This is a genomic window from Fructilactobacillus frigidiflavus (assembly GCF_044054575.1).
Classification (GTDB): Bacteria; Bacillota; Bacilli; order Lactobacillales; family Lactobacillaceae; genus Fructilactobacillus; species Fructilactobacillus frigidiflavus.
Genome location: NZ_CP168716.1, coordinates 1,100,340 through 1,127,027, shown reverse-complemented (window position 1 = coordinate 1,127,027; position 26,688 = coordinate 1,100,340). Strand labels below are relative to the sequence as shown.

The window sequence follows — 26,688 nt, the reverse complement described above, 5'->3', positions numbered from 1 at the left end:
AAAGTTCTTGTGTTATAAATTCGTCTAATCAGCGAAAATAACAAGAATGTAAGGAGGGCAACTTCCTATGGCTTACCTACAAACCATTTTTAATGCGGTCATCTCGCAAATAATTAGCGGGTTGATCGTTGCTGTTGTTTTAAAGAAATTTAAATAGCAGTTATAAGCGAGTACTTTAATTAGTACTCGTTTTTATTTAATCTATAGTTTATATACATATATCAATGGATGCCGTGGTATCCATGTCCAGTTAAATATTCATCAATTCCAATTTGCATTGCTAATTATATATTTACTTGTAATTACATTCAATTACTAATGATTTACTTTTAAACATGGGTATAACTACTGCTGTAAAAGTGCATTAAGACAGCAGCCGCTTTGAGTCAAGATAAATATAGAAGTTACCACTAGTAATATTATAATTATTACATCATATATGACTAAAGGTTATTAAATCCTTGATAATATGGCTTTACAAATTTATATGCTTCTTTATATTTTTGATAATAACGATTATATAGTATATGCTTTTCTAAATTTGGTTTAATCCTTTCGTTTATTTTAGACCAGTTTTTGGCCTCATTTAGTGATAATACTTTTTTTCCAATTCCGGCTAAAATCGCACTACCTAAATCTGCTTCCCCACCAGATTTCGTTGTATTTACTGTTTTTCCAGTTATATCTGAAATTAAATGTAACATTTTGGATGAACTACTTACCCCACCTACAACTGTAATTGAATCACCAATATTTTCACCAAATTGTTCAATACTTTGTCTTACAGAAAATGCAATTGCTTCTTGAAATGCATTATAGATATCTAATTTTGAAGTATTTAATGATAGTCCAAGAATAGTACCTCTAATATCTGAATCCCATAATGGACTTCTTTCTCCCATAAAATATGGTAAAACAGTTATCCCATTGCTTCCGATTGGAATATCAGCAGTTAATCTATCCATCTCTTTTGTATCTTTATTAGAAAATTCCTTAATAAACCATGCTACTATTGCACCAGCTGTATTTGCTCCAGCAAAATTATAGTAATATTCCATCGGCTTATAGGAATATGGCCAAATTATTAAATTACGATTTAAAAGCGGCTTTTTCGTTACCAAAGCAGCATTCATAGATGTACCAATTGCAATAGTTACATCATCCGGTCCAAAAACACCAGTTCCAATGGTTGCTGGGCCAACATCAACTCCAGTATTAAACATTGGAGTTCCAGCATTTATTCCTAATTTTTCCGCCCACTTTGAAGAAACTTTACCAGCTATTTTCGTACTTTCAATTAATTTTTGCGGAAGTTTATTTAAGTCAATTCCAAGTTTATTAGATAGAGATAAATCCCATTTATCGGTATTAAGATTAAAAATCCCACCTAAATTTCCTGCTGCAGAATAATTGATACTTTCTTCACCAGTTAATTCCTTAATTATATAAGTTTCTGGTGGCAAAAACTTAGATGTTTTTTCGTATAAATGAGGAAGATTTTCCTTAATCCACATAATTTTTGTATATCCATAATATGGATCAGCTAAGTTTCCAGTAATATCCATAAGTTCTTTTTTATCCAACAACTTATATACTTGTTGTGTTTGTTTCGTTGCCCGTCTATCCATCCAAATTAACGCTGGGCCTAAAACATTATTATTTTCATCAACAGGTATTCCTGAGCCACCATATAGACCGTCTAATCCAATTCCAATTAAATTAGATGCATCAATATCTTGGGAAAGTGATTTAATTACGGAACAAACTGCTGATAACCAATCTCCTGCATTACCCTCAGCCCAAGTTTCTTGTGGTGTATTAATTGAATAAGAAACCTTATTCTGTTTAATAATTTTTCCATCAGTAGTTATTAATAGTCCCTTTGTACTTGAGGTTCCAATATCAATACCAATAATATATTTTTCCAATTTATATTTCCCCTATTTTTTATTTAATGGAATTTGTTGATTAATTCACAACAAGTTTAACTTTTTTTAACATTAAGTCAACTAAATCAATTTATTACGTATCTTCAATATACATACATGTCATAATAATACTAATTTTGAAAGGACACTCAAAATGAAAAACAATCAAAAAATCAGATGTGCCTGGGCAAATACAGATGACAAATTAATGCAAGAATATCACGATAATGTTTGGGGAAAGCCGATTTATGATGACCAATCGATGTTTGAACTTTTATCGCTCGAATTAATGCAATCCGGATTAAGTTGGAAAACCGTCCTGCATAAACAACAAAACTTTGAAGTAGCTTTTCACAATTTTGATTATCATCAAGTAGCGCAAATGGAAGCAGAAATTCCAGAGTTACTCAACAATGCTGGAATTATTCGTAACCAACAAAAAATCAACGCCATTATTACCAACGCTAAAATGATTGAAAAACTCCATGACCAAGGTACTAGTTTTTCTGAATTAATGTGGAATTTTGTTGGTCACAAACCCATTATCAATTCCGTTAAAGATCACAGTGCCGTTCCTAGTAAGACAGAATTATCAACTAAGATTAGTAAAAAACTTAAAGCATTAGGCTTTAGCTTTACCGGTCCCGTTGTAATTTATTCATTTATGCAAGCCGGTGGCATGGTAAACGATCATGAAAATGATTGTTTTTCTAAATAAATTCAGATATACAAAAAACGATTGAATTCACATCAGAATTCAATCGTTTTATTTTTTATTCCAAACCTACTCGTTTAAAGATTTCATCAGCATGACGAATTTGATAATGGTAATCAAAGATTTCATCAATTTCTGCTTGAGAAAGTTTTTTTGTAATTTCTTTATTATTTTCAACTAATGGTTTAAATTGTTGATGTTCATCCCAGGCTTTAGCCGTTAGTGGTTGAACTAAATCATAAGCTTCTTCCCGACTCATGCCCTTTTCAATCAATTCAAGCATTACACGTTGACTAAAGATTAATCCATAAGTAATCTTCATATTTTCCTTCATCCGATCAGGGAAAACAACTAAATTACTCAAGATCCCGTTAAAGCGATGTAACATGTAATCTAATAAAGTTGTTGCTTCTGGTAAAATAATTCGTTCTGCAGAAGAATGGGAAATATCACGTTCGTGCCATAAAGAAACATTTTCGTAGGCAGTGGTAATCAAGCCGCGTAAAGTCCGAGCTAATCCAGTAATGTTTTCTGAACCAATTGGGTTACGTTTATGTGGCATTGCTGAAGAACCTTTTTGACCTTTATTAAATAATTCTTCTACTTCATGAATTTCAGATCTTTGTAAACCACGAATTTCAGTCGCAAAGTTTTCTAAACTAGTTCCAATTAAGGCAATCGTTGCGATGTATTCAGCGTGTAAATCACGAGGCAACACTTGGCTAGTGACTTCTTGTGGACGTAGACCAAATTTTTTACATACATATTGTTCAATCTCAAGTGGCATGTAAGCATAGGTACCAACAGCTCCAGAAATATTACCAGCTTCAACGCCTTCAGCAGCAGCATCAAAACGTCTTAAGTCCCGTTTCATTTCTGAATACCAACGTGCTAATTTCAAACCAAAAGTTGTTGGTTCAGCTTGAACCCCATGCGTCCGACCAATTTGAACCGTATCTTTGTATTTCAATGCCATTTCTTTAATGGTTTCCATCAAAGTCACAATATCGGCACGTAAAATTTGGTTAGCTTGTTTTAAACGAAGCGCTTGAGCCGTATCAACTACGTCGGTACTAGTAATTCCATAGTGAATCCAACGTTTTTCTTCACCTAATGATTCAGAAACGTTTCGCGTAAAGGCCACGATATCATGATGAGTTTCTTTTTCAATTTCGGCAATTTTATCAGCATCAAAAGTTGCATTATCCTGAATTTTTTTGATTTCTTCATCAGTAATCATGCCTTGTTGATTCCAAGCTTCGTCAATTGCAATTTCAACATCTAACCAAGTTTGGTATTGGTTTTGCATGCTCCAAATTTTCTTCATTGGTTCTCGTGAATATCTATCAATCATCTGGAAATTCCCCTTTTAGTTCGAATATCTGTTTTAGAACAAACCTTTAATTTTACCGTCATTATCAATTTCAATGTGATTAGCAGCAGGATCTTTAGGCAAACCTGGCATCGTTAAAATGTTTCCAGCCATGGCAACTAAGAATCCAGCCCCTAACTTAGGTACAAATTCACGAATGTGGATATCAAAGTTTTCTGGTTTACCAATTCGTTTAGCATCATCAGTTAATGAATATTGGGTTTTAGCCACAATCACTGGTAATTTATCCCAACCTAATTTTTCAAAACTAGCAACTTGTTTTTGGGCTTTAGGAGATAAGTCGACCCCTTTACCACCATAAATGACTTTAGCAATTTGGTCTAGCTTAGTGGTAATTTTGTCATCTGGTTGGTATAAAGGATGAAAATCAGCTGGTTGTTCAGTTGCTTCAACTACTACGGCAGCTAAATCAGTTGCACCGTGACCACCTTGACCCCAAACATCCGCCGCATAAGCTTTCGCTCCTTGTTGTTCAGCGTAATCTTCCACCATCTTCAATTCAGCATCAGTATCATTGGTAAACTTATTCACCGCCACTACCACGGGAACACCATAACGTTTCATACTACTAATGTGTTGACCTAGATTGGCAAGTCCATTTTTAAGAGCTACTAAATCCTCATGGTTAAGATCTTTTTTATCCATGCCACCGTGCATCTTTAAAGCTCTAACAGTTGCCACAATCACAATTGCATCTGGATGTTTACCTAAAAGTGGTGTTTTAACATCTAAGAATTTTTCTCCACCTAAATCAGCACCGAATCCAGCTTCTGTAACTGCATAGTCACCCATCTTCAAAGCCAATTTAGTAGCTTGCACGGAGTTAGTTCCTTGGGCAATATTAGCAAACGGACCACCGTGAATCAAAGTTGGGGTGTGACCCATCGTTTGGACTAAGTTAGGTTTAATTGCGTCTTTTAATAAAGTTGTAATTGCCCCCGCAACGCCCAAATCAGCAACTGTCACTGGCATTTTATCATATGTATAGCCAACCACAATTTTATTAATTCTGCGTTGCATATCATTTAAATCAGTTGATAAAGTTAAGATTGCCATTAATTCTGAGGCAGCCGTAATATCAAAACCACTTTCGCGAGGAACCCCACTAGTTCGGCCACCAAGACCAACTACAAGATGACGTAATTCCCGATCATTAACATCTAAAACCCGTTTTAACAAAACTTGACGTGGATCTAAGTTTAATTTATTACCTTGGTAAATACTGTTATCAACCAAAGCCATTAACGTATTTTGGGCAATCGTCAAAGCATGAAAATCACCAGTAAAGTGAAGATTAATGTCATCCATTGGTAAGACTTGTGACATTCCTCCGCCAGTAGCTCCACCCTTCATTCCCATAACCGGTCCAAGTGAAGGTTCACGTAAAGCTAACATAGTTTTGTGATTGGATAAGTTTAAAGCATCCGCTAAACCAACAGCAACCGTTGATTTACCTTCTCCAGCTGGAGTTGGGTTAATTGAAGTAACTAAAATTAATTTACCATCTTTTTGCTCATGTAACTTTTCGTCTAAATCAATTTTAGCCGTGTTTTTCCCATACGGAATTACTTCTTCATCAGTAAAACCAGCTTTTTCGGCTACCTTTTCAATTGGCCACATTGTTGCTGCTTGTGCAATTTCAATATCACTTTTCATTTTTCCACCCCAATTGTGTTTTTAATTAATCTAATTTACCAATATCATTTCGATAAGCTAAGCTCATCTTCGTTTGATCTAAAATGGAATAAATTTTTTGACGTGCTAAAGCTAAAGTACTGGCATGAACAACCGTTGTTAAAATTCGACCACCGTCGCTGACAAATTGGTCACCTTTTACTTCTTTAATACTAGCATAATTAACCAAGATTTGATTATCAAAATTAGGTACCGGATAAACTTGATGATTAGCGGCTGGATAATTTGGATTAACGAGCACGACCCCTAAATAAGTATCCGTTGTTTGCCATTTTGTTTGAACTGGTTCACCGTCTAATAATCCTTTAATTAACGTATAAAAATCACTTTGTAGTTGTGGTAAAACAACTTGGGTTTCTGGATCACCAAACCGAACGTTAAATTCAATTACTTTGGGACCAGATTTAGTGAGCATCACTCCCGTATATAGAACTCCGTAAAATGGGGTTCCTTGGTTTTTCATGGCAGCCAAAGTTGGCATGACTAATTGATTAATTGCCAAGTCAAGATTCTGCTTGGAAACACGAGCGACTGGGCTATATGAACCCATGCCTCCCGTATTTGGACCTCGGTCATTTTCAAAGCGGCGCTTGTAATCATGAGCAATCGGCGTATGAACAACTTGCTTTTTACCCACTAACGAGAAAATTGAAAACTCAAACCCTGCCAAATACTCTTCCATAACTAACTTCGCATCGGGTTGCTGTTGATATAAATTAGTTAAAAATTCATCTGCTGCAGCTTTAGTTTGGTGAATCGAAACCCCTTTACCGGCTGCCAAAGCATCCGTTTTGACCACAATTGGATAACCCAACTCATCTGCAACTGCTTCTGCATCTTCCAAATTAGTGACTGTTTTAGCTTGAGCAGTGGGAATCTTAGCCTCTGCTAATAACTTTTTCATAAAGGCTTTGGATCCTTCCAGTTTAGCCGCTTGTCGGTTCGGTCCAAAAATGGCTAATCCAGCTGTTTCAAAGGCGTCCACGATTCCATCAACCAATGGGGCTTCGTTTCCCACAAAAGTTAAATCAATTTGTTGGGCTTTAGCAAACTTAATCAAAGCGGAAAAATCATTGGTTGGAATCTCAACAGTGGAAATTCCAGTTTCATTCATGCCCAAGTTTCCCGGAGCGACAAAGACTTCCTCAACTTGAGAACTACGTTGAAAGGTTTGGGCAATGGTATGTTCCCGTGCGCCAGAACCAATTATTAATACTTTTGCCATTGCGAAAACTCCTTAATGCTTAAAGTGACGATTACCTGAAAAGACTAAGGCAACCCCTAATTCGTTTGCTTTATCAATTGAATCTTGATCTCTAATTGAGCCACCTGGTTCGATAATGGCATCGATGCCGTGTTTCGCAGCGTATTCAACGGAATCATCCATTGGGAAGAAAGCATCTGATGCAAGAACGGCATCTTTGTAACTTGGTTTGGTTTCCGCATGATCAATTGCAATTTTTACAGAGTCAATTCGGTTTGGTTGACCTGCGCCAATTCCAAGCGTTTGACCTTCACTTGCCACCACAATTGCGTTTGATTTAACGTATTTAACAGCCGTTTGTGCAAAGACCATGGCTTTCATTTGGGCTTCAGTTGGTTGCTTTTTCGAAACAACTTTCAAATCAGCAATTGATTCAGTTTCTAAATCACGATCTTGCATAACTGCCCCACCCAATACTGAAGTGGTTTCGATTCTTTGAGGAATTTTATTAGTAAATGGAAGTGATAGTAAACGAAGGTTCTTTTTCCGAGCTAATTCTTCGTAAGCATCATCATCAAAACTAGGTGCAATTACAATTTCTAGGAAGATACTGTGTAATTTTTTAGCAGTAGCTAAGTCAACTGGACGGTTCAAAGCAACAATTCCACCAAAGATCGAAATATCGTCACCTTCATAGGCTTTGTCCCAAGCTTCTTCAATGTTCTTACCAAGTCCAATTCCAGCGGGATTCATGTGTTTAACCGTTACAACGGCTGGTTCTTTAAATTCTGAAATAATTCTTAAAGCAGCATCTGCATCTCGAATATTGTTATATGAAAGTTGTTTTCCATGTAAGATGTTAGCATTTAAAACCGAATATGGTTCCGCAATTGCGTCACGATAAGCAGCAGCTTTTTGTTGCGCGTTTTCCCCATAACGTAATGGTTCGAATAATTCATAGGTGTTCGTAACTTTTTGGGTAAATTCTGGACCAGTTAGATATTGCGAAATTAAAGCATCATAAGCGGCTGTGTGTCTGAATACTTTAGCAGCTAAGCCTTTTCTAAATTCTTCTGAATCAGTATGATTTTGAAGAGCATCTAACACTTTTTGATAGTCAGCTGGATCAACGATTGCTAAAACATCGTGATAGTTTTTAGCGGCAGAACGAAGCATTGAAGGACCACCAATATCAATTTGTTCAATGGCATCCGCTTCGGTAATCTCTGGTTTTTCAATGGTTTCTTTAAAGGGATAAAGATTAACGGCCACCAAATCAATGGGCGTAATGTTTTGTTCCTTTAATTGTTGCATGTGAGCTGGAACATCGCGACGAGCTAATAAACCACCGTGCACATTTGGATGAAGGGTCTTAACTCGACCATCTAACATTTCAGGGAAATTAGTTACTTCTTCGATTGGAGTAACATCTACACCCGCATCCTGTAATGCTTTAAAAGTTCCACCAGTTGACACAATTTCAAAATCTAATTTTTGTAAACCTTTGGCAAATTCAACCACACCACTTTTATCAGAAACGCTAATTAATGCTCTTCTCATGATTTAAATACTCCCTCTGTAATCAACTTCTGTAATGTTTTTGGATATAACTGATGTTCGACAGCATGTATCTTCGCTTCGAGTGAATCTAATGAGTCATCTGCTTCAATTCGGACCGGTTCTTGGGCAATAATCTGACCACTATCAACACCATCATTGACGAAGTGAATTGTGACCCCTGTTACCTTAACGCCGTAATGATAGGCATCATCAATTCCGTGAATCCCAGGAAAACTGGGTAATAATGCTGGATGAATATTAATGATTCGTTGAGGATAGGCTTGCACAAATTGTGGCGTAAGAATCCGCATGTATCCGGCTAATAAAATTCCGTCAATTTGATCAGCAGCTAATTGGGTTAAAATCTGTTTTTCCGCTTCACCCCGATTAGGATAATCTTTGTAGTTAATCATAAAAACCGGAACATTGGCAGCTTTCGCAAGTTGAATGACTTTGACGTCATCATGATCAACGACCAACCGGACAATTTCAACGGGTAATTTTTCTTTTTTAATATAAGCAATTAGAGCCGCAAAATTAGTTCCGTTTCCAGATGCCATAATGGCCAACCGCGTTATTTTTTCCATGGAGATACTCCTTCAAAAACGACCCCAGCATCATTTACCTTAGGCTTAGATTGTAACTTTCCAATTTCGTAAACTGGCTGCTTAGTTTCTTTAAAGTAGTTCAACACGTAATTTAATTGAGCCGGTTTGATAATTAAAATCATCCCTAACCCATTATTAAAGGTGCTTAACATATCTTCGGTACTTAACTGGCCTTTTTGTTGTAAAGTATTGAAAATATCTAAGATCGGCCAACTTCCCCAGGTGATTTTAGCTTGTAATTGGTCACTGAAAGCCCGAGGCAAATTACCAACAATTCCACCACCAGTAATGTTACTAATTCCGGTAATTCGATGTTCATCAAGTAGTTTACTAATGACAGGATAGTAAAGCGTAGTTGGCGTTAGTAGTTGTGCTTGGAGCTTTTTAGGTAATTTTTGAAAATCAGCTGGTGCTTGAATGTCAAATACGGAACGAACTAACGAATATCCGTTGGAATGAATTCCTGAAGCTGGTAAGCCCAGTAAAATGTCGCCTGCTTCCGCATTTTGTTGTGAATCAAGAATTTCATCTTTTTCGGCTATTCCCACTCCAAAAGCCGCTAAATCATAATGCTTTTCGGCATATAATCCAGGAAGCTCAGCAGACTCACCACCAATTAATGCTGCACCCACTGCTTTAGTTGCTTTGGCAATTCCGCCAATCGTTTCTGCAACTGTTTCCGGACGCATTTTATCAACCGCCATATAATCTTGTAAAAAGAGTGGTTTAGCCCCTTCCGCGATAATATCATTCATGACCATCGCGACTAAATCTTGGCCAATCGTATCGTGTTTATCAGCACCAATGGCTAACAATAACTTCGTTCCCACACCATCGGTTCCACTAACTAAAACTGGATGCTTGTATCCAGCTGGTATTTCAAAAACAGAGCCAAATCCACCTAGTCCAGTTAAAACTTGAGGCGTATAAGTAGCTTCAACAGCCGAACGCATTTTTTGGACTGCCTCGTCTCCAGCATGAATGTCAACTCCGGCTTTGGCATAAGCATCTTTTCCCATTCCAATTCTCCTTACCTAGTTTGGTTAAACTTCAGGATCAAAAGTAACTTCTCCGGTTTTTTCTTGTGCAGCTAACTCAGGTGCATAATCATAAATGGGAGAAGGATAATGACCATCAAAATAAGCGGTCGTTAATCCTGAACCCTTTCCTTCATGTTCTAATCCAATTGAATCAATCAAGCCTTGTGTTGATAAAAATTCAAGTGAGTCAGCCCCAATCTTTTTCCGCATTTCTTCAACGGAATTATTAGCAGCCATTAATTCTTTCGTGGTCTGCATATCAATTCCATAAAATGAAGGATATTTAAAGGCTGGCGAAGCAATGCGCACGTGCACTTCTTTGGCACCTGCTTCACGTAACATCCGAATAATGTATTTGGAAGTGGTTCCTCGCACAATCGAATCATCAACTAAAACGACTCGTTTGCCCTTTAAAACAGAAGGAATGGCACTCAATTTCATTCTAACGGCACGTTCACGTCGTTCTTGAGTTGGTTCAATAAAGGTTCTAGCAATATATTGATTTTTAATTAAACCCATTTCATTAGGAAGCCCAGAAGCTTCAGCGTAACCCATCGTAGCGGAAAGTGAAGAATTAGGGACTGCAACCACAATATCGGCATCAGCTGGTGCTTCTTTAGCTAACCGTTTTCCCATTCGTTTCCGAGCTTGGTGGACGTTTACCCCATAAATATCAGAATCAGGACGAGCAAAGTAAATATATTCCATTGAATCAATATTTAAAGTAGTGTGGGTCGTATAGTGATCAATCTTCATTCCTTGATCATTAATCGTAATCAATTCACCAGGTTGCACATCGCGCACAAATTTTGCTCCAACGGCATTTAAAGCCGCCGTTTCACTAGTTGCCACATATGATCCATTTGGTAATTGACCAATCACAAACGGACGATAACCATGTGGATCTAGAGCAGCATAAATTGCATCGGGAGTCATCAGTAAGACCGCGAAGCCACCGTGAATTTGATTTAAAGCATCCTTTAGTTGTTCTGGAAAAGTAGCTTTATGAGAACGACGAATTAAATGAAGCAAGATTTCAGTATCTGAAGATGATTGAAAAATTGCTCCCTCGTCTTCTAACTGTTTTCGTAAGGTTTTAGCATTTGTAATATTTCCGTTATGAGCTAAAGAGACTTGCATGTCGCTAAAGTTCACCATAAAAGGTTGAATATTTTCGACTCCACCAGAGCCAGCAGTAGCATAACGAACATGACCTAAAGCAGCATCACCTTTTAAATTTTTTAATTTTTGAGGATCGGCAAATACCGTACTAAGTAAACCTAAACCGCGTTCTTGCCACAAATGACCATGGTTGTTAGCAACAATTCCAGCCCCTTCTTGGCCACGATGTTGTAATGCATGTAATCCGTAAAAAGTTAATTCTGCAGCATTGGGCACGCCCCAAACTCCAAAAATTCCACATTCTTCATTTAATGAATTAGCAGATTTTAGTGGTTCAATTGCCATGTGATTGCCTCCTGATAACCCTTTTCAATTTCATTTTTATTAACTGTAATATCTTGATCAAGAGCTGCCAGCTGAAGTTGTGTGTCGGTAGTTACTTTACCAATTCGGTGAGCTTGGTTGCCCGCCAATTTTTCAAATTGTGCTTGATGTTCTGGTTTAACGGTTACAACAAAGAGTGATGGAGTTTCGGCAAAATACCAGCTAGCTGGCATTGCTTGTTTAACGTTTGCCCCAAAATCAGTGTTAAACGTCATTTCTGCGATGGTAACTCCGAGACCACCTTCCGCAACATCATGGGCACTATTAATTAAACCTTGGTCAATTCCCGCAAGTACTAACTGTTGATGTTGTTTTTCAATATCTTTATCAAAATCATTTAAATTGCCTTCAATGTTACCAGTTATCATTTTTTGCAATTCAGTTCCATTAAAATCAGGTTTAATTTCCCCAACTAAGTAAATTAAATCATCCGCATTTTTAAAATTAATGGTGGTAGCTTTGTTAACGTCATCAAGTAATCCAACCATTCCCACCATTGGGGTTGGATAAATGGCTTGACCATCAGTTTCGTTATACAAAGAAACATTTCCTGAAATAATCGGCGTATTTAAGACCTTAGCCATGTCATTAATTCCTTCACAGGACTGATCAAGTTCATAATAGATTTCTGGGTCATCGGGATCACCAAAATTCAAACAATCGGTAATTCCAATGGGAGTAGCTCCGGTTGCCACGATGTTTCGAGCAGCCTCGGCAACTGCCAATGCTCCCCCAATTTTCGGATTGAGGTAAGTATAACGACCACTAATGTCAGTCGTCATTGCTAAGGCTTTACTGGTTCCTTTGATTCTAACTACCGCAGCATCGCCACCAGGTTTAATCACCGTATTTGTTCTAACCATGCTATCAAAATGTTTAAATAAGGTAGCTTTGGAAGCAATTGTGCTTTGTTTTAATAAATCAGTCAGTGTTTGACTTGGATCAGTAATTTCTGGTTGATATTGCTTTTGAGAATCATCGTTAAGCCGTTTAGGTTTGGTTACTTGCATAACTTGCTTAGGTGGATTAGTTAAATAGTTAACGTCCACATCTGCCACCGTTTGACCTGCAAATGATAAAACATATTTTCCGTTATCAGTGACTTCACCAATGTCAACGGCCGACAAACCGGCATCTTCAAATACTTTAGCAACTTCAGCTACTTGATCAGCTTTAACAACTAGAAGCATCCGTTCTTGTGACTCTGACAACATCAATTCATAAGGCGTCATGTTCGTTTCTCGTTGCGGAACTTTATCTAAGTCAAGTAAAACACCAGTTCCAGCTTCGTCAGCCATTTCGGCAGATGAGGAAACTAGTCCAGCGGCTCCCATATCTTGAACTCCAACAATGGCGTCACCATGTTCACGAATCGCTTTGATGGTTGCGTCCATCACTAATTTTTCTAAGAATGGATCACCAACTTGAACCGCAGAACGATTCTTTTCAACTCCACTATCGAAGTCACTAGAAGCAAAAGTGGCACCATGAATTCCATCCCGACCGGTTTTAGCACCAACGTATAAAACGCGGTTCCCAACTCCTTCAGCTTTACCAACTTGCATATCAGATTGATTTAACAATCCAACTGCCATTACGTTAACTAGTGGATTCCCTTGATAAGTGGCATCGAACCCAATTTCACCACCAACCGTTGGAATTCCAATCGCATTTCCATAACCGGCAATTCCAGCAATGATACCATCAACCAAATGTTTCGTATCATTATTATTTAACTCACCAAATCGTAAACTATCTAAGACTGCAATTGGTTGGGCTCCCATTGAAAAAATATCACGGAGAATTCCACCGACTCCAGTGGCCGCTCCTTCATAAGGTTCAACGGCTGAGGGATGATTATGTGATTCAGCTTTGAAGACCACCGCTTGTTGATCACCAATGTCCAAAACTCCGGCCCCTTCACCAGGTCCTTGTAAAACTCGTTCATTTTTCGACCAGAATTTACGTAAAACTGGTTTTGATTTCTTATATGAACAGTGTTCAGACCACATGGCGGCAAATAATCCGGTTTCCGTATAGTTTGGTAAACGATGCAAATGTTCACAAATCAAATCGTATTCTTCAGTGGTTAAAGCCCAATCAAGGTAAACTTTATTTTTTTTAATTTCTTCTGGGGTGGGTTCATTTTTCATTGGTTCCGGAACTTTTACCATAACGTACTCCTTGTCTATCAACTAATTATCTAAAATACTCTCAAATAATTTTCTACCATCAGTGTTACCTAAAATTGCTTCAATGGCACGTTCTGGATGAGGCATCATCCCTAAAACATTCCCTTTTTGATTAGTAATTCCGGCAATGTCATCAGTCGATCCATTGACATTGGTTTGATATTTAAACACAATTTGCTTGTTTTTTTCTAAGGAATCAATGGTCGCTTGATCAGCGTAATAACGTCCTTCTCCATGGGCAACTGGTAAAGTAATTTGGTCAGTTTGATAGGCTTGACTAAATTCAGTATTCGGATTGGTAACTTGCAATTTAACTTCATCACAGATAAAGCCCGGATGTTCATTTTGCATTAGTTGTCCAGGTAAGAGCCCTGCTTCTGTCAAAATTTGAAAACCATTACAAATTCCGACGATGGTTTTACCGGCTTCATCGGCTTGCTTAACAGCTTCCATAATTGGAGAAAAACGGGCCACTGCCCCAGAACGGAGGTAATCACCAAAAGAAAAGCCCCCGGGCAGAAAGATGGCATCGTATTCACTTAAATCAGTCGCATTATGCGAAACCAAAGTCGTATCAACATTAAATTCTTGTAAAGCATGTATCATATCCATATCACAATTCGAACCAGGAAATTGAATCACAGCAGCTTTCATGCTAATCCTCCAATTCTTTTAAATCGTAACGATAGGTTTCAGTATTAGCATTGATTAAAAGCGCTTCAGTCATTTTTACTAATTCCTTTTCAGCATCTTCTAAGTCATTAGCAGCAAATTTAATTTCAAAATATTTTCCTTGTTTCACCGATTCAATTTTTTCAAAACCCATATGCGTTAATCCGGTTTTAATAACTTCCCCTTGAGGATCTAAAACTGATTTTTTGTATGAAACATATACTCTTCCAAAATACATATTTATTCTCCTAATTCCTTTTGCAAGCGATCCAAGACAACTGCATAACCATCAATTAAATTTCCAGTTTCTTTTCTAAAGACATCTTTATCAAGTGATTTACCAGTAGCTTGATCAACGAGCCGCATGTTATCAGGTGAAAGTTCATCACCTAAAATTATTTTGCCTTCACTAGTGAACCCAAATTCGAATTTAATATCAACTAAATCAATGTTGATTTGATTAAATAAGGCTTTTAATTCAGCATTAATTTTAAGGGCTTGCGCTTGAATGGCTTTAATTTGTGCTTCATCAATAATTTTTAAAGCCCGAATTTGCGAGTCATTAATCATTGGGTCATCTAAAGCATCTGATTTGTAATAAAATTCTTGAACAGGAGGATCTAATTTCAACATATTAGCAACCCCAAATCGTGTTACAAAATGTCCAGAAGCAAAGTTTCGCACCACCACTTCTAAAGGAATCATTTTTAAGCGTTTAACTACGACATCGGTATCACTTTCTATACTAAGAAAATGAGTTGGAATTGCCTGATCATTTAAATATTTAAATAGTAACGAACTAATATGGTTGGTGTAATAACCTTTGTTGGCAATTGCGACTTTCTTTTTTCCGTTTAAAGCAGTAGCTTGATCTTTACTGTGTACCCATAAAACCTCGGGATCATCAGTTGCAAACATAACCTTTGCTTTACCTTCAGTAATTTGATCCCCTTTTTTAAATGTTTTCATGATGTGTATTCTCCCATTCTGCTAAAGCAGCACTGTTTTCGGCACCTAAAACTGTGATATGTCCCATTTTTCGTTTGGGTTTAATTTGATCCTTTTGGTAATCGTGAAAATGCCATTCTGGATGATTAACTAAGTCATTTCGGGCTTGGGTAAGTTGATCACCTAATAAATTAATCATCCGAATTGAATCATCAACTTGCTTGATTTGCGCAATTGGTAAGCCGGTGATGCTGCGAATATGTCCTTCGAATTGCGAAACGTTACAACCTTCAATTGAATAATGACCTGAGTTGTGAGGACGAGGAGCTAATTCATTAACGTAAACCTCGTCACCAACGACAAACATTTCAATTCCTAAAACTCCATTTAACTCTAAGGCATGCGCAATTTTACCAGCATATTGATGAGCAGCTTGAACCAATTTAGGTGGTAATTCATCGTTAACCACGGTCGTTTTTAAAATATGATCTTGATGCGTATTTTGCGCAATTGGCCAAGTTCGCACTTCTTGATTTCCATCACGAGTTACCATGATGCTAATTTCTTGATCAAACGCTAATTTCTTTTCCAAAATGAGCGGTACATCAATTTTCCCAGTTAATTTATGTAAAACTGCTTGCATTTCACTTTCGTTATCAATGTTCCATTGACCGTGACCGTCATAACCACCACTCCGCGTTTTTAAAATGGCAGGATACCCAATTTTAGCAGCAGCGGCAGGAAGATCTTCAATCGAAGCGACATTGGCAAACTTGGTGACTGGTAATCCAGTCTTTTGAATAAATTCTTTTTCTAGTAAACGATCTGAAGTAATTTTTAAGAGATTCGTTCCTTGTGGCACACTCGCTAAATCTGAAACTTGTTTTAAAGCATCAGTATCAACGTTTTCAAATTCATAAGTTAAAACATCGCAACGTTTAGCAAGTTTCGTTAAAGCTTGCACATCATCATACTCAGCCACAATTTGATCATCGGAAACTTGACCAGCTGGGGAATTTGGTTGTGGATCTAAAATAATCACGTTGTAACCCATTGGCTTAGCAGCTTCGGCCATCATGCGACCTAACTGCCCACCACCAATGATTCCAATGGTTGCGGGAGGTATGATTAGCTTATTCTTCATCAAGCTTGGCCTCACTTTCTAAGACACCTTGTGCAGCAGCTTTTCTGAAGTTAATGACATTTTCTTTAATTTTTGAATCTGTCATGGCAAGCATTTGTGCAGCTAAATACCCTGCGTTTTTGGCGCCTGAAGTTCCAATCGCAACGGTTGCTACTGGAACCCCAGATGGCATTTGGACGATACTTAATAATGAATCAAGTCCATTAAGTGCCTTACTTTTAACGGGAACCCCGATTACTGGAACGATTGTGTTAGCGGCAATCATGCCTGGTAAATGGGCAGCTCCACCAGCACCCGCAATGATAACTGAAACACCATTGTCTAAGGCACTTTTAGCAAATTTAGTTAATAAATCAGGAGTTCGATGAGCTGAAATAATTTTTTTGTCATATGAAACACCCAAGTCATCTAAAACTTTAGCGGCTTCCTTCATGGTAGGCCAATCGGAAATAGATCCCATTACAATCATAACGTTCGCCATTAATAATCTCCTTATAATTCGCGTTTTCTCAATCTTTCATACAAATTAAACCATATAGGCTCTATTAATGTCAATTAAAAGTAACTTTTTATTCAAAAATAGTTTTTAATGTTCGCGTTTTACACAAATTTAACCTATAAAAAAACGACTGAATTATCTTTCGAATTCAGTCGTTCATCGGCAAAAGCCTATATTTAATAGTAAACTGGAGTATCTCTTACTAATTTATCAAGTAAAATTTTTGCTTTTTTGTCGAATCTATCAAATTTATGATTAGTTCTAGCAAAACGATATTGTTGATTTAATTTTTTATAGTTATATTTTACAAAAACATCATTTCTAATTTTACGATTGTACTTTTTAATCGCTTTAAACTTCTTTAATTGTTCCAAAGTTTTTTGATTTGGGAAGATAATCTGTTCAAAATCATTGTTATTATGATTTTCAATTTGTTGTAAAAACTTACTTGCGTATAAATATTCCTTAACGTATTCAAAAAGTGTCTTCCCAAATGATCCATTCCCAATATATCTCTTACTTGGGCGTAACTTTTTGACATTATTTCGCATCATCCAAACACAAGATCGAATAAAACGACCACTGCTTAAATAAACCAGTAAGTTTCGATTTTCATCTAAACTTTCTGAAAGTTTAGATAATTGTTCATACATCGTTTGATTATCTTGATAACTTCCAATCATAAATGCTTTTTGGAAAAAGGTTTCAATTATATTGGGATCGCCTTTCATAATTAAATGAAATAATTCTGGAATGGCAATTAACTTCACTTCACAGTTATTTAATTTTACAAATTTTTCTTTTTCCAAATTTTGCGTTAGTAATTCCATTTTAGTTGGAACATAAAATACATAAAAATCAACATCACTAGTTTCGTTTGCTAATGATAATAGCTGTGATCCTGTTTCATAAACTAAAAAATATTTGTATCCTTCATTTTCTAAATATTGTTTTAAACTCTTTAATCCAATTGCTTCTTTATTATTTAACTTTTTCATATTAACCTCTTTAAACCTTAATTCTAACTGTTATAAAAAAGGCCGATAACCAGAGTTATCGACCTTTTATCTATTGCGTGGCAACGTCCTATCCTCGCAGGGGGCGATCCCCCAACTACTTTTGGCGTGCTGAAGCTTAACTTCTGTGTTCGGCATGGGAACAGGTGTATCCTTCAGGCTATCGCCACCACACTATTTTTCTTTGAGAACTTTGTTCTCTCAAAACTAGACAATATTATTTTCTTCCGATTAACTTCCATTGTATCTTCATTCTACTTGGTTAAGTCCTCGACTGATTAGTATTAGTCCGCTTCACGTATCACTACGCTTCCACTTCTAACCTATCTACCTGATCATCTTTCAGGAGTCTTACTTCCATATAGGAATGGGAAATCTCATCTTGAGGCGAGTTTCACACTTAGATGCTTTCAGCGTTTATCTCATCCATACATAGCTACTCAGCAATGCGCCTGGCGGCGCAACTGATACACCAGCGGTATGTCCATCCCGGTCCTCTCGTACTAGGGACAGCTCCTCTCAAATTTCCTGCGCCCGCGACGGATAGGGACCGAACTGTCTCACGACGTTCTGAACCCAGCTCGCGTACCGCTTTAATGGGCGAACAGCCCAACCCTTGGGACCAACTACAGCCCCAGGATGCGATGAGCCGACATCGAGGTGCCAAACCTCCCCGTCGATGTGAACTCTTGGGGGAGATAAGCCTGTTATCCCCAGGGTAGCTTTTATCCGTTGAGCGATGGCCCTTCCATATGGTACCACCGGATCACTAAGTCCGACTTTCGTCCCTGCTCGACCTGTATGTCTCGCAGTCAAGCTTGCTTTTGCCTTTACACTTTAGGAATGATTTCCAACCATTCTAAGCAAACCTTTGAGCGCCTCCGTTACTGTTTAGGAGGCGACCGCCCCAGTCAAACTGCCAACCAGACACTGTCTCCGCGCACGATCAGTGCGCAGGGTTAGAGTGTTCACATAACAAGGGTAGTATCCCACTGACGCCTCCACCGAGACTAGCGTCCCGGCTTCTATGGCTCCTACCTATCCTGTACAAGTTATGTAAACACCCAATATCAAGCTACAGTAAAGCTCCATGGGGTCTTTCCGTCCTGTCGCGGGTAACCTGCTTCTTCACAGGTATCTTAATTTCACCGAGTCTATCGTTGAGACAGTACTCAAATCGTTACGCCTTTCGTGCGGGTCGGAACTTACCCGACAAGGAATTTCGCTACCTTAGGACCGTTATAGTTACGGCCGCCGTTTACTGGGGCTTCATTTCGGTGCTTCGCCGAAGCTAACACTTCCACTTAACCTTCCAGCACCGGGCAGGCGTCAGCCCATATACTTCATCTTACGATTTTGCATAAACCTGTGTTTTTGATAAACAGTCGTTTGAGTCTTTTCACTGCGGCTGGCCGTGAGGCCAGCACCCCTTCTTCCGAAGTTACGGGGTCATTTTGCCGAGTTCCTTAACGATAGTTCTCTCGCTCACCTGAGGATACTCTCCTCGACTACCTGTGTCGGTTTGCGGTACGGGTAATTAATTACTAACTAGAAGCTTTTCTCGGCAGTGTGACGTCAGATACTTCTCTACTTAAATTTCGATCCTCATCATCGCTTGTCAACGCGCTTAAAAGCATTTAACTCTTAAACTGACTTACGATTTGAACACACATTTCCAATCGTGTGCATATCTTAGCCTACTGCGTCCCTCCATCGTTCAAACATAATTAACTAGTACAGGAATCTCAACCTGTTATCCATCGCCTACGCTTCTCAGCCTCGGCTTAGGTCCCGACTAACCCTGGGTGGACGAGCCCTCCCCAGGAAACCTTAGTCATTCGGTGGATCAGATTCTCACTGATCTTTCGCTACTCATACCGGCATTCTCACTTCTAAGCGCTCCAGTAGTCCTTACGGTCTACCTTCATTGCCCTTAGAACGCTCTCCTATCACGCAACATAGTTGCGTCCGCAGTCTCGGTAATATGCTTAGCCCCGGTAAATTTTCGGCGCAGAATCACTCGACTAGTGAGCTATTACGCACTCTTTAAATGGTGGCTGCTTCTGAGCCAACATCCTAGTTGTCTATGCAACTCCACTTCCTTTTCCACTTAGCATATATTTAGGGACCTTAACTGGCGGTCTGGGCTGTTCCCCTTTCGACGATGGATCTTATCACTCATCGTCTGACTCCCGGACATAAATCAATGGTATTCGGAGTTTATCTGAACTCAGTAATCCTAGATGGACCCCTTGCTCAAACAGTGGCTCTACCTCCATGATTCTAATTCCGAGGCTAGCCCTAAAGCTATTTCGGAGAGAACCAGCTATCTCCAAGTTCGTTTGGAATTTCACCGCTACCCACACCTCATCCCAGCACTTTTCAACGTACACGGGTTCGGACCTCCGGTGCGTATTACCGCACTTTCATCCTGGACATGGGTAGATCACCTGGTTTCGGGTCTACGGCAACATACTAATACGCCCTATTAAGACTCGCTTTCGCTACGGCTCCGCTTTTTCGGCTTAACCTTGCATGCAACTGTAACTCGCCGGTTCATTCTACAAGAGGCACGCCATCACCCATTAACGGGCTCTGACTGCTTGTAGGCACATGGTTTCAGGAACTATTTCACTCCCCTTCCGGGGTGCTTTTCACCTTTCCCTCACGGTACTGGTTCACTATCGGTCACTAGGGAGTATTTAGCCTTGGGAGATGGTCCTCCCAGATTCCGACGACGTTTCACGTGTGTCGCCGTACTCAGGATCCTGAACTGAGGGTATTTGATTTCGTTTACGAGACTATCACTCTCTTTGGTGTAGCTTCCCAACTACTTCAACTATCAAATACTTTTGTAACTCAAATGTTCAGTCCTACAACCCCGAACCACAAGGGTTCGGTTTGGGCTGTTCCCCGTTCGCTCGCCGCTACTTAGGGAATCGAAATTTCTTTATATTCCTGTGGGTACTTAGATGTTTCAGTTCCCCACGTCTGCCTCTGCATAGCTATGTATTCACTATACAGTGACCAGTCATAACACTGGTCGAGTTTCCTCATTCGGAAATCTCCGGATCAAAGCTTACGTACAGCTCCCCGAAGCTTATCGCAGTTAGTTGCGTCCTTCATCGGCTCCTAGTACCAAGGCATTCACCATGCGCCCTTATTAACTTAACCTATAATCCGATGGATTATAAATTATTTGAGTTTTAGCGATTAAAACTAATTAAAAAACTCAAAAATAACACAATGGTTATTTCTCGGTTCAATTATATAAAAATATAATTATTACAGAAAATAATATTATCTAGTTTTCAAAGAACAAAATTAAGAGAGTAGATACTCTCAAAACTGACCAAGATTTTGATTAATGTAAGGTTCCGAATTATTCCTTAGAAAGGAGGTGATCCAGCCGCAGGTTCTCCTACGGCTACCTTGTTACGACTTCACCCTAATCATCTGTCCCACCTTAGGCGGCGGACTCCTAAAAAGGTTATCCAACCGACTTTGGGTGTTACAAACTCTCATGGTGTGACGGGCGGTGTGTACAAGACCCGGGAACGTATTCACCGTGGCATGCTGATCCACGATTACTAGCGATTCCAACTTCATGCAGTCGAGTTGCAGACTGCAATCCGAACTGAGAACGACTTTAAGAGATTAGCTTGACCTCGCGGTTTCGCAACTCGTTGTATCGCCCATTGTAGCACGTGTGTAGCCCAGGACATAAGGGGCATGATGATTTGACGTCGTCCCCACCTTCCTCCGGTTTATCACCGGCAGTCTCTCTAGAGTGCCCAACTTAATGCTGGCAACTAAAGACAAGGGTTACGCTCGTTGCGGGACTTAACCCAACATCTCACGACACGAGCTGACGACAACCATGCACCACCTGTCATTCTGTCCCCGAAGGGAACGTCTAATCTCTTAGATTGGCAGAAGATGTCAAGTCCTGGTAAGGTTCTTCGCGTAGCATCGAATTAAACCACATGCTCCACCGCTTGTGCGGGTCCCCGTCAATTCCTTTGAGTTTCAACCTTGCGGTCGTACTCCCCAGGCGGAATGCTTAATGCGTTAGCTGCGGCACTGAAAGGCGGAAACCTTCCAACACCTAGCATTCATCGTTTACGGCATGGACTACCAGGGTATCTAATCCTGTTTGCTACCCATGCTTTCGAGCCTCAGCGTCAGTTACAGACCAGATAGCCGCCTTCGCCACTGGTGTTCCTTCATATATCTACGCATTTCACCGCTACACATGAAGTTCCACTATCCTTTTCTGCACTCAAGTTTATCAGTTTCCGATGCACTTCTCCGGTTAAGCCGAAGGCTTTCACATCAGACTTAATAAACCGCCTGCGCTCCCTTTACGCCCAATAAATCCGGACAACGTTTGCCACCTACGTATTACCGCGGCTGCTGGCACGCAGTTAGCCGTGACTTTCTGGTTAGATACCGTCATACCGTGAGCAGTTACTCTCACAGCTGTTCTTCTCTAACAACAGAGTTTTACGAGCCGAAACCCTTCTTCACTCACGCGGCGTTGCTCCATCAGACTTTCGTCCATTGTGGAAGATTCCCTACTGCTGCCTCCCGTAGGAGTATGGGCCGTGTCTCAGTCCCATTGTGGCAGATTACCCTCTCAGGTCTGCTACGTATCATCGCCTTGGTGAGCTATTATCTCACCAACTAGCTAATACGCCGCGGGTCCATCCAGAAGCACTAGCACAAAGGCCAGCTTTGAAACAAGAACCATGTGGTTCTTGTTGTTATACGGTATTAGCATCTGTTTCCAGGTGTTATCCCCTTCTTCTGGGCAGGTTACCCACGTGTTACTCACCAGTTCGCCACTCAGTCGGATCCAAAATCATCTCGGTGCAAGCACCAAGAATCAAATGGACGACTTCGTTCGACTTGCATGTATTAGGCACGCCGCCAACGTTCGTCCTGAGCCAGGATCAAACTCTCATTTTAGAAATGAGAACTTTACTAGCTCTTATTTATTTGTTTTTGCAAATTGACATTGCATATTTGTTTAATTTTTAAACTAAGTTTAAAAATTATCCTTACACTTTATTGTAATCAAAATCTTGTTCAGTTTTCAAAGATCTACTCAATAATGTATCGTCTCAAACGGTACTTTATTAATATATCATATTGGTCAAGAAAGGTCAAGGATTTTATTCAAAAAATTTAAAATTAATTTCAAATCATTAAACACTTAACATTTCCGCGTCAACAATATTAAACTATATACCCTTCAAATTAAGATGTCAACACTTTGGTCAAAAAAAGTCAAAAATATTTCCAATTACTTAAATTCAATATAAAAAGCATCTGAAATTTAAATCCAGATGCTTCCTTACAATTACATTTTAGACCACGTTTCTGAGCCAATCGTTGGAAACAAACTAATCATATGTTTAATTTGTTTTGGCGTTAACTGAAACTCAATCGCTGGAAGAATCGTACTAATTGCGTCTTCGGCTTGATCACTAATTTCAGTTGCCCCAACAACTAAGCCTTTCTTATCATAAATTATTTTGCTAATTCCTTTATTTTCATTTTTAGTCATTCTATACCAGTCATTTGCTAAATTAATTTCTTTAATCGTATATTCATCTGGTTTTAATTCAGCTTCGTCTACAGAAACACCAACTTGAGCAATTCGTGGCGTTGTAAAAACTGCGCTTGGAACTGCTGGATAATTAATTGCTTGATCATTTTCACCCGAAAATAATGAAGTTAGATATTCTGATTCAAAAATTGCGGTTGGCGTTAACTTTCCAACTTTTTTATCAATTACATCTCCCGTAGCATAAATACTAGGTACACTGGTTTGTAAATGATCATTAACTTGAATTCCATTTCGATTATATTTAACGCCAACTTTATTCAAGCCGATTCCAGTAACGTTAGCTGGACGACCAGTAGCATTTAAAATCCAGTCAGCTTTAAAATCTCCCTTGTTCGTCTTGACCACTAAGTTGTCTCCATCTTTTTCAATTCTTTGTGGTTCAACATCGCTAACAAATTTAACCCCTAAGTTAGTTAATTGTTCTAACAAATTTTTTACAAATGGTTGATAAAATTTTCTCAATGCTACTTTATGATGCATTAAAACTGTTACTTTCGTTCCGGCAGAAGCAGCAATATTAGCAAATTCAAGGGCAATATAGCCTGAACCAATTACCGTCATCCGTTTTGGCTTGGTTTTCAAATTCAATAAATCAGTTCCATCATTAGTAAGTTCACTACCAGGAATATCAAGTTTACGATAATGTGCTCCAGTTGCAATTACAATTTTATCAGCGGTATACAATTTATTAGCAACTTTTAGCGTATGCGCATCGACTAACTTACCTTTACCATGAATCAAATCAATTCCGGCTTTAGTCATCATTTTAGCAATTGCATCTGGTAAAGGTGCAATCACTTCATCTTTATGTTCAACGTTAGCTTTCCAATCAATCGTCGGTACACCATTTAGACCTGAACCTTGTAATTCTTGAACATTATGCTGTGTCGTCGGAATCATAGCAAGTGAAATTTTCGCATTACATCCGCGATTGGGACAAGTTCCACCAATCAGGCCTGATTCAATCACTCCTAATTGATATCCTTTACTAGCTAATGGAATTGCCCCATTAAAAGCTCCATGCCCACTACCTAAATATAAAACATCATAATTAAAATTATCACTCATCGTCTTGCTCCTTAGTATTTCTCTAATTTCACTAAGTATAGAGCCGTCTTACTTTAATACAAACATTAGCTACGAAAAAAAGCTCATCCACTGACGCAGATGAGCTTCAAATTATTTATTTTTTCTTTCGTTTAAAAATCAACACAATTAGTAGAATTACAATAAGTAATAATAATACACCAAAGATATAATACCAAACTGGAACAGTACTAATCGTTTTATAAGCATCCGTTGATTGAATTGATTTTTGTTGTGACACTACAAAATTCTTTTCAAAATGCCAAGTTTTCCCAGTTTTTGCATCCTTGATATTTAAATCAAGGGAGTACTTGCCACTCTTTAAATGCTGCTTATTAAGCGGAATTAAGTAATCAAATTGTGAATTTGGTGCAATCGAGCGACTCGTATTATTCACAGCCAAGACTTGTTTATTTTGGTGATTATATACTTTCGCATCAACATCAAGGTTATTAGCATAAACCATCGCTGAATTTTGTAACTTGACTTGAAGTTGATTATTAACTGGAGAAGTTTCCAAATCAACCTTTTTCAATTTTAAATTTGGAACCGTTTTTTGATCATTTTCATGAATTAAAACTGACGTTACAAAGTTAAATCGGTTTGTATATCCATTTTCAGCATGTGATTTAAGCGTTTTTCTAACGTAAATTCCACCTAATAATTCACCATCAAATTTTTCAGCAGGCATCTTAACCTTAAATTCAACTTGTTTGGAACTATGTGGTTTGATGGTTACTTTCGTTTTTTGGGGGCTAACCAATTTTTGAAAATCATACGTTTTATCAACTAGTTGACTAGCTTGATCTTTATTTGGTGAGTAATCAATAATTAAATTCTGGTTAGTAACTGCATTATTAGCGTAAACTTCAAAGTCGTTACTAGCATTACTATCATTAGAAATTGTGATTTTAAAATTTGTAATTTGATTAGGTTTCAAGTTTAAATCAAAGTACGGTTTAGTTGCATCAACTTGATTAGCCGGTTGATCACGAACAACACTAAACTCTGCTCCACCAGAATTCGCCTGAACTGAATTACCCAAAAATCCAGCAATCAAAGTCAAACTTAGTACTAAAATAATTTTTAAACAAAATTGTTTGTTAAATTTCACGGGCTTTTATCCTTATTAAATTAGTTAATTCCGTCGGTAATTGTGTAGTCAATTGTACCTGTGTATTTACCAGATTTAATACCATTAGCAGTTGATAAATCCATTACTGAACTAGTATCACCTGAAGAAAGGGTACCATTTGAACTTGCATTACCAGTTGCAACTTTGTTAGCTGCAGATTGACCTGGTGTTGAAGAATAAATATTTACGTTTTGTGCACCGCTTAATTGCCCTTTAGTAGTAGCATCAATTGCACCATCAGCTGCTGAAACTAGTAAGTCCTTAACTGGCAACACTGCATCACTATTCTTCAATGGACTAGCACTAGCTGTAATCGTATAACCATTACTATCCCCAGTTAAGTTGGTAGCAGTATATGGGTTGTTTCCGTTTGTTTTATATTGAGTTACGGTACTTGAAAGTTGATTAGTTCCAAAATCATAAGTAGGAACTTTATCTAAAGTAAGTTGTCCCGTCGTTGGTGTAGTAAAAGTGATGTAAGTATTTCCTTGGGCTTTTCCAGCTGTGGGAGCTGTTGGAGTGGTATCATCGGCATTAGCAACTCCATAAGCTGATGCACCAAGGACAAATGCTACTGATCCAATCATTAATAAACCTTTTTTTAATTTCATATTTTCGTGCTCCTATACTAATATTTTTAACGAGTAAATTTATTTCTCAATTACAAACTCATTTGTAATCGGTGAATAAAAATTATATCATTAAGTATAAT

The 26,688-nt window shown here is 38.4% G+C and carries 19 protein-coding genes and 3 rRNA genes; 1 reads left to right on the top strand and 21 read right to left on the bottom strand.

From position 1 onward, the window contains the following. Positions 1–443: 443 nt before the first annotated feature. On the bottom strand, positions 444–1,928 hold the full coding sequence (locus tag ACEPSS_RS05620) for an FGGY-family carbohydrate kinase (protein ID WP_395318162.1): 1,485 nt from the start codon (positions 1,926–1,928) through the stop codon (positions 444–446). Positions 1,929–2,082: 154 nt separating this feature from the next. Between ACEPSS_RS05620 and ACEPSS_RS05615 the strand changes: the two genes are divergently transcribed. Continuing rightward, positions 2,083–2,646, top strand: a complete 564-nt coding sequence (locus tag ACEPSS_RS05615) for a DNA-3-methyladenine glycosylase I (protein ID WP_395318160.1) — start codon at positions 2,083–2,085, stop codon at positions 2,644–2,646. 55 nt (positions 2,647–2,701) lie between these two features. On the opposite strand, the gene purB is transcribed toward ACEPSS_RS05615, so the two are convergent. The 20 genes from purB to ACEPSS_RS05515 form a co-directional block, all read right to left on the bottom strand. Next, entirely contained in the window at positions 2,702–3,997 is a 1,296-nt protein-coding gene (gene purB / locus ACEPSS_RS05610) for an adenylosuccinate lyase (RefSeq protein WP_395318158.1), read from the bottom strand. 33 nt (positions 3,998–4,030) lie between these two features. After that, a complete protein-coding gene (locus tag ACEPSS_RS05605) occupies positions 4,031–5,692 on the bottom strand; it encodes a formate--tetrahydrofolate ligase (protein ID WP_395318156.1) in 1,662 nt (553 codons plus the stop codon). Between the two features lie 25 nt (positions 5,693–5,717). After that, entirely contained in the window at positions 5,718–6,956 is a 1,239-nt protein-coding gene (gene purD, locus ACEPSS_RS05600) for a phosphoribosylamine--glycine ligase (RefSeq protein WP_395318154.1), read from the bottom strand. Positions 6,957–6,968: 12 nt separating this feature from the next. Beyond that, the gene (purH, locus tag ACEPSS_RS05595) at positions 6,969–8,495 is read right to left on the bottom strand and encodes a bifunctional phosphoribosylaminoimidazolecarboxamide formyltransferase/IMP cyclohydrolase (protein ID WP_395318152.1); all 1,527 of its coding nucleotides are present in this window, start codon (positions 8,493–8,495) and stop codon (positions 6,969–6,971) included. Continuing rightward, the gene (purN, locus tag ACEPSS_RS05590; protein ID WP_395318150.1) at positions 8,492–9,082 is read right to left on the bottom strand and encodes a phosphoribosylglycinamide formyltransferase; all 591 of its coding nucleotides are present in this window, start codon (positions 9,080–9,082) and stop codon (positions 8,492–8,494) included. The genes purH and purN overlap by 4 nt, the downstream gene beginning before the upstream one ends. Next, positions 9,070–10,122 carry a phosphoribosylformylglycinamidine cyclo-ligase gene (purM, locus tag ACEPSS_RS05585; RefSeq protein ID WP_395318148.1) on the bottom strand — a complete coding sequence of 351 codons (1,053 nt, stop codon included), beginning with the start codon at positions 10,120–10,122 and terminating at the stop codon, positions 9,070–9,072. Before purM ends, purN begins: the two co-directional genes overlap by 13 nt. A 24-nt stretch (positions 10,123–10,146) precedes the next feature. After that, a complete protein-coding gene (gene purF / locus ACEPSS_RS05580; protein WP_395318146.1) occupies positions 10,147–11,610 on the bottom strand; it encodes an amidophosphoribosyltransferase in 1,464 nt (487 codons plus the stop codon). Beyond that, on the bottom strand, positions 11,592–13,823 hold the full coding sequence (purL, locus tag ACEPSS_RS05575) for a phosphoribosylformylglycinamidine synthase subunit PurL (protein WP_395318144.1): 2,232 nt from the start codon (positions 13,821–13,823) through the stop codon (positions 11,592–11,594). The genes purF and purL overlap by 19 nt, the downstream gene beginning before the upstream one ends. Before the next feature lie 21 nt (positions 13,824–13,844). After that, entirely contained in the window at positions 13,845–14,495 is a 651-nt protein-coding gene (gene purQ / locus ACEPSS_RS05570; protein ID WP_395318142.1) for a phosphoribosylformylglycinamidine synthase subunit PurQ, read from the bottom strand. Between the two features lies 1 nt (position 14,496). After that, on the bottom strand, positions 14,497–14,751 hold the full coding sequence (purS, locus tag ACEPSS_RS05565; protein WP_395318140.1) for a phosphoribosylformylglycinamidine synthase subunit PurS: 255 nt from the start codon (positions 14,749–14,751) through the stop codon (positions 14,497–14,499). Between the two features lie 2 nt (positions 14,752–14,753). After that, on the bottom strand, positions 14,754–15,482 hold the full coding sequence (gene purC, locus ACEPSS_RS05560; RefSeq protein ID WP_395318138.1) for a phosphoribosylaminoimidazolesuccinocarboxamide synthase: 729 nt from the start codon (positions 15,480–15,482) through the stop codon (positions 14,754–14,756). After that, complete coding sequence (gene purK / locus ACEPSS_RS05555; RefSeq protein ID WP_395318136.1) at positions 15,469–16,605, bottom strand: 5-(carboxyamino)imidazole ribonucleotide synthase; 1,137 nt, start codon at positions 16,603–16,605, stop codon at positions 15,469–15,471. The genes purC and purK overlap by 14 nt, the downstream gene beginning before the upstream one ends. Beyond that, positions 16,595–17,086, bottom strand: a complete 492-nt coding sequence (gene purE / locus ACEPSS_RS05550; protein WP_395318134.1) for a 5-(carboxyamino)imidazole ribonucleotide mutase — start codon at positions 17,084–17,086, stop codon at positions 16,595–16,597. Before purE ends, purK begins: the two co-directional genes overlap by 11 nt. A 194-nt stretch (positions 17,087–17,280) precedes the next feature. After that, on the bottom strand, positions 17,281–18,102 hold the full coding sequence (locus tag ACEPSS_RS05545) for a hypothetical protein (protein ID WP_395318132.1): 822 nt from the start codon (positions 18,100–18,102) through the stop codon (positions 17,281–17,283). Positions 18,103–18,177: 75 nt separating this feature from the next. Then, positions 18,178–18,294: ribosomal RNA gene (rrf, locus tag ACEPSS_RS05540) — 5S ribosomal RNA — on the bottom strand. An 84-nt stretch (positions 18,295–18,378) separates the two neighbouring features. Further along, positions 18,379–21,294, bottom strand: a 23S ribosomal RNA gene (locus ACEPSS_RS05535). A gap of 219 nt (positions 21,295–21,513) precedes the next feature. Then, positions 21,514–23,091 (bottom strand): 16S ribosomal RNA (locus ACEPSS_RS05530). The 16S, 23S and 5S rRNA genes sit together here, the layout of an rRNA operon. 394 nt (positions 23,092–23,485) lie before the next feature. Continuing rightward, positions 23,486–24,823, bottom strand: a complete 1,338-nt coding sequence (locus ACEPSS_RS05525; protein ID WP_395318130.1) for a dihydrolipoyl dehydrogenase family protein — start codon at positions 24,821–24,823, stop codon at positions 23,486–23,488. A gap of 115 nt (positions 24,824–24,938) precedes the next feature. After that, entirely contained in the window at positions 24,939–25,955 is a 1,017-nt protein-coding gene (locus tag ACEPSS_RS05520) for a DUF916 and DUF3324 domain-containing protein (protein WP_395318128.1), read from the bottom strand. Between the two features lie 20 nt (positions 25,956–25,975). Further along, complete coding sequence (locus tag ACEPSS_RS05515; RefSeq protein WP_395318126.1) at positions 25,976–26,587, bottom strand: cell surface protein; 612 nt, start codon at positions 26,585–26,587, stop codon at positions 25,976–25,978. Positions 26,588–26,688: the final 101 nt, after the last annotated feature.

Coding starts and splice junctions, on each gene's coding strand:
- ACEPSS_RS05615 (WP_395318160.1), top strand. CDS start 2,083: ATGAAAAACAATCAAAAAATCAGATGTGCCTGGGCAAATACAGATGAC.
- purB (WP_395318158.1), bottom strand. CDS start 3,997: ATGATTGATAGATATTCACGAGAACCAATGAAGAAAATTTGGAGCATG.
- ACEPSS_RS05605 (WP_395318156.1), bottom strand. CDS start 5,692: ATGAAAAGTGATATTGAAATTGCACAAGCAGCAACAATGTGGCCAATT.
- purD (WP_395318154.1), bottom strand. CDS start 6,956: ATGGCAAAAGTATTAATAATTGGTTCTGGCGCACGGGAACATACCATT.
- purH (WP_395318152.1), bottom strand. CDS start 8,495: ATGAGAAGAGCATTAATTAGCGTTTCTGATAAAAGTGGTGTGGTTGAA.
- purN (WP_395318150.1), bottom strand. CDS start 9,082: ATGGAAAAAATAACGCGGTTGGCCATTATGGCATCTGGAAACGGAACT.
- purM (WP_395318148.1), bottom strand. CDS start 10,122: ATGGGAAAAGATGCTTATGCCAAAGCCGGAGTTGACATTCATGCTGGA.
- purF (WP_395318146.1), bottom strand. CDS start 11,610: ATGGCAATTGAACCACTAAAATCTGCTAATTCATTAAATGAAGAATGT.
- purL (WP_395318144.1), bottom strand. CDS start 13,823: ATGGTAAAAGTTCCGGAACCAATGAAAAATGAACCCACCCCAGAAGAA.
- purQ (WP_395318142.1), bottom strand. CDS start 14,495: ATGAAAGCTGCTGTGATTCAATTTCCTGGTTCGAATTGTGATATGGAT.
- purS (WP_395318140.1), bottom strand. CDS start 14,751: ATGTATTTTGGAAGAGTATATGTTTCATACAAAAAATCAGTTTTAGAT.
- purC (WP_395318138.1), bottom strand. CDS start 15,482: ATGAAAACATTTAAAAAAGGGGATCAAATTACTGAAGGTAAAGCAAAG.
- purK (WP_395318136.1), bottom strand. CDS start 16,605: ATGAAGAATAAGCTAATCATACCTCCCGCAACCATTGGAATCATTGGT.
- purE (WP_395318134.1), bottom strand. CDS start 17,086: ATGGCGAACGTTATGATTGTAATGGGATCTATTTCCGATTGGCCTACC.
- ACEPSS_RS05545 (WP_395318132.1), bottom strand. CDS start 18,102: ATGAAAAAGTTAAATAATAAAGAAGCAATTGGATTAAAGAGTTTAAAA.
- ACEPSS_RS05525 (WP_395318130.1), bottom strand. CDS start 24,823: ATGAGTGATAATTTTAATTATGATGTTTTATATTTAGGTAGTGGGCAT.
- ACEPSS_RS05515 (WP_395318126.1), bottom strand. CDS start 26,587: ATGAAATTAAAAAAAGGTTTATTAATGATTGGATCAGTAGCATTTGTC.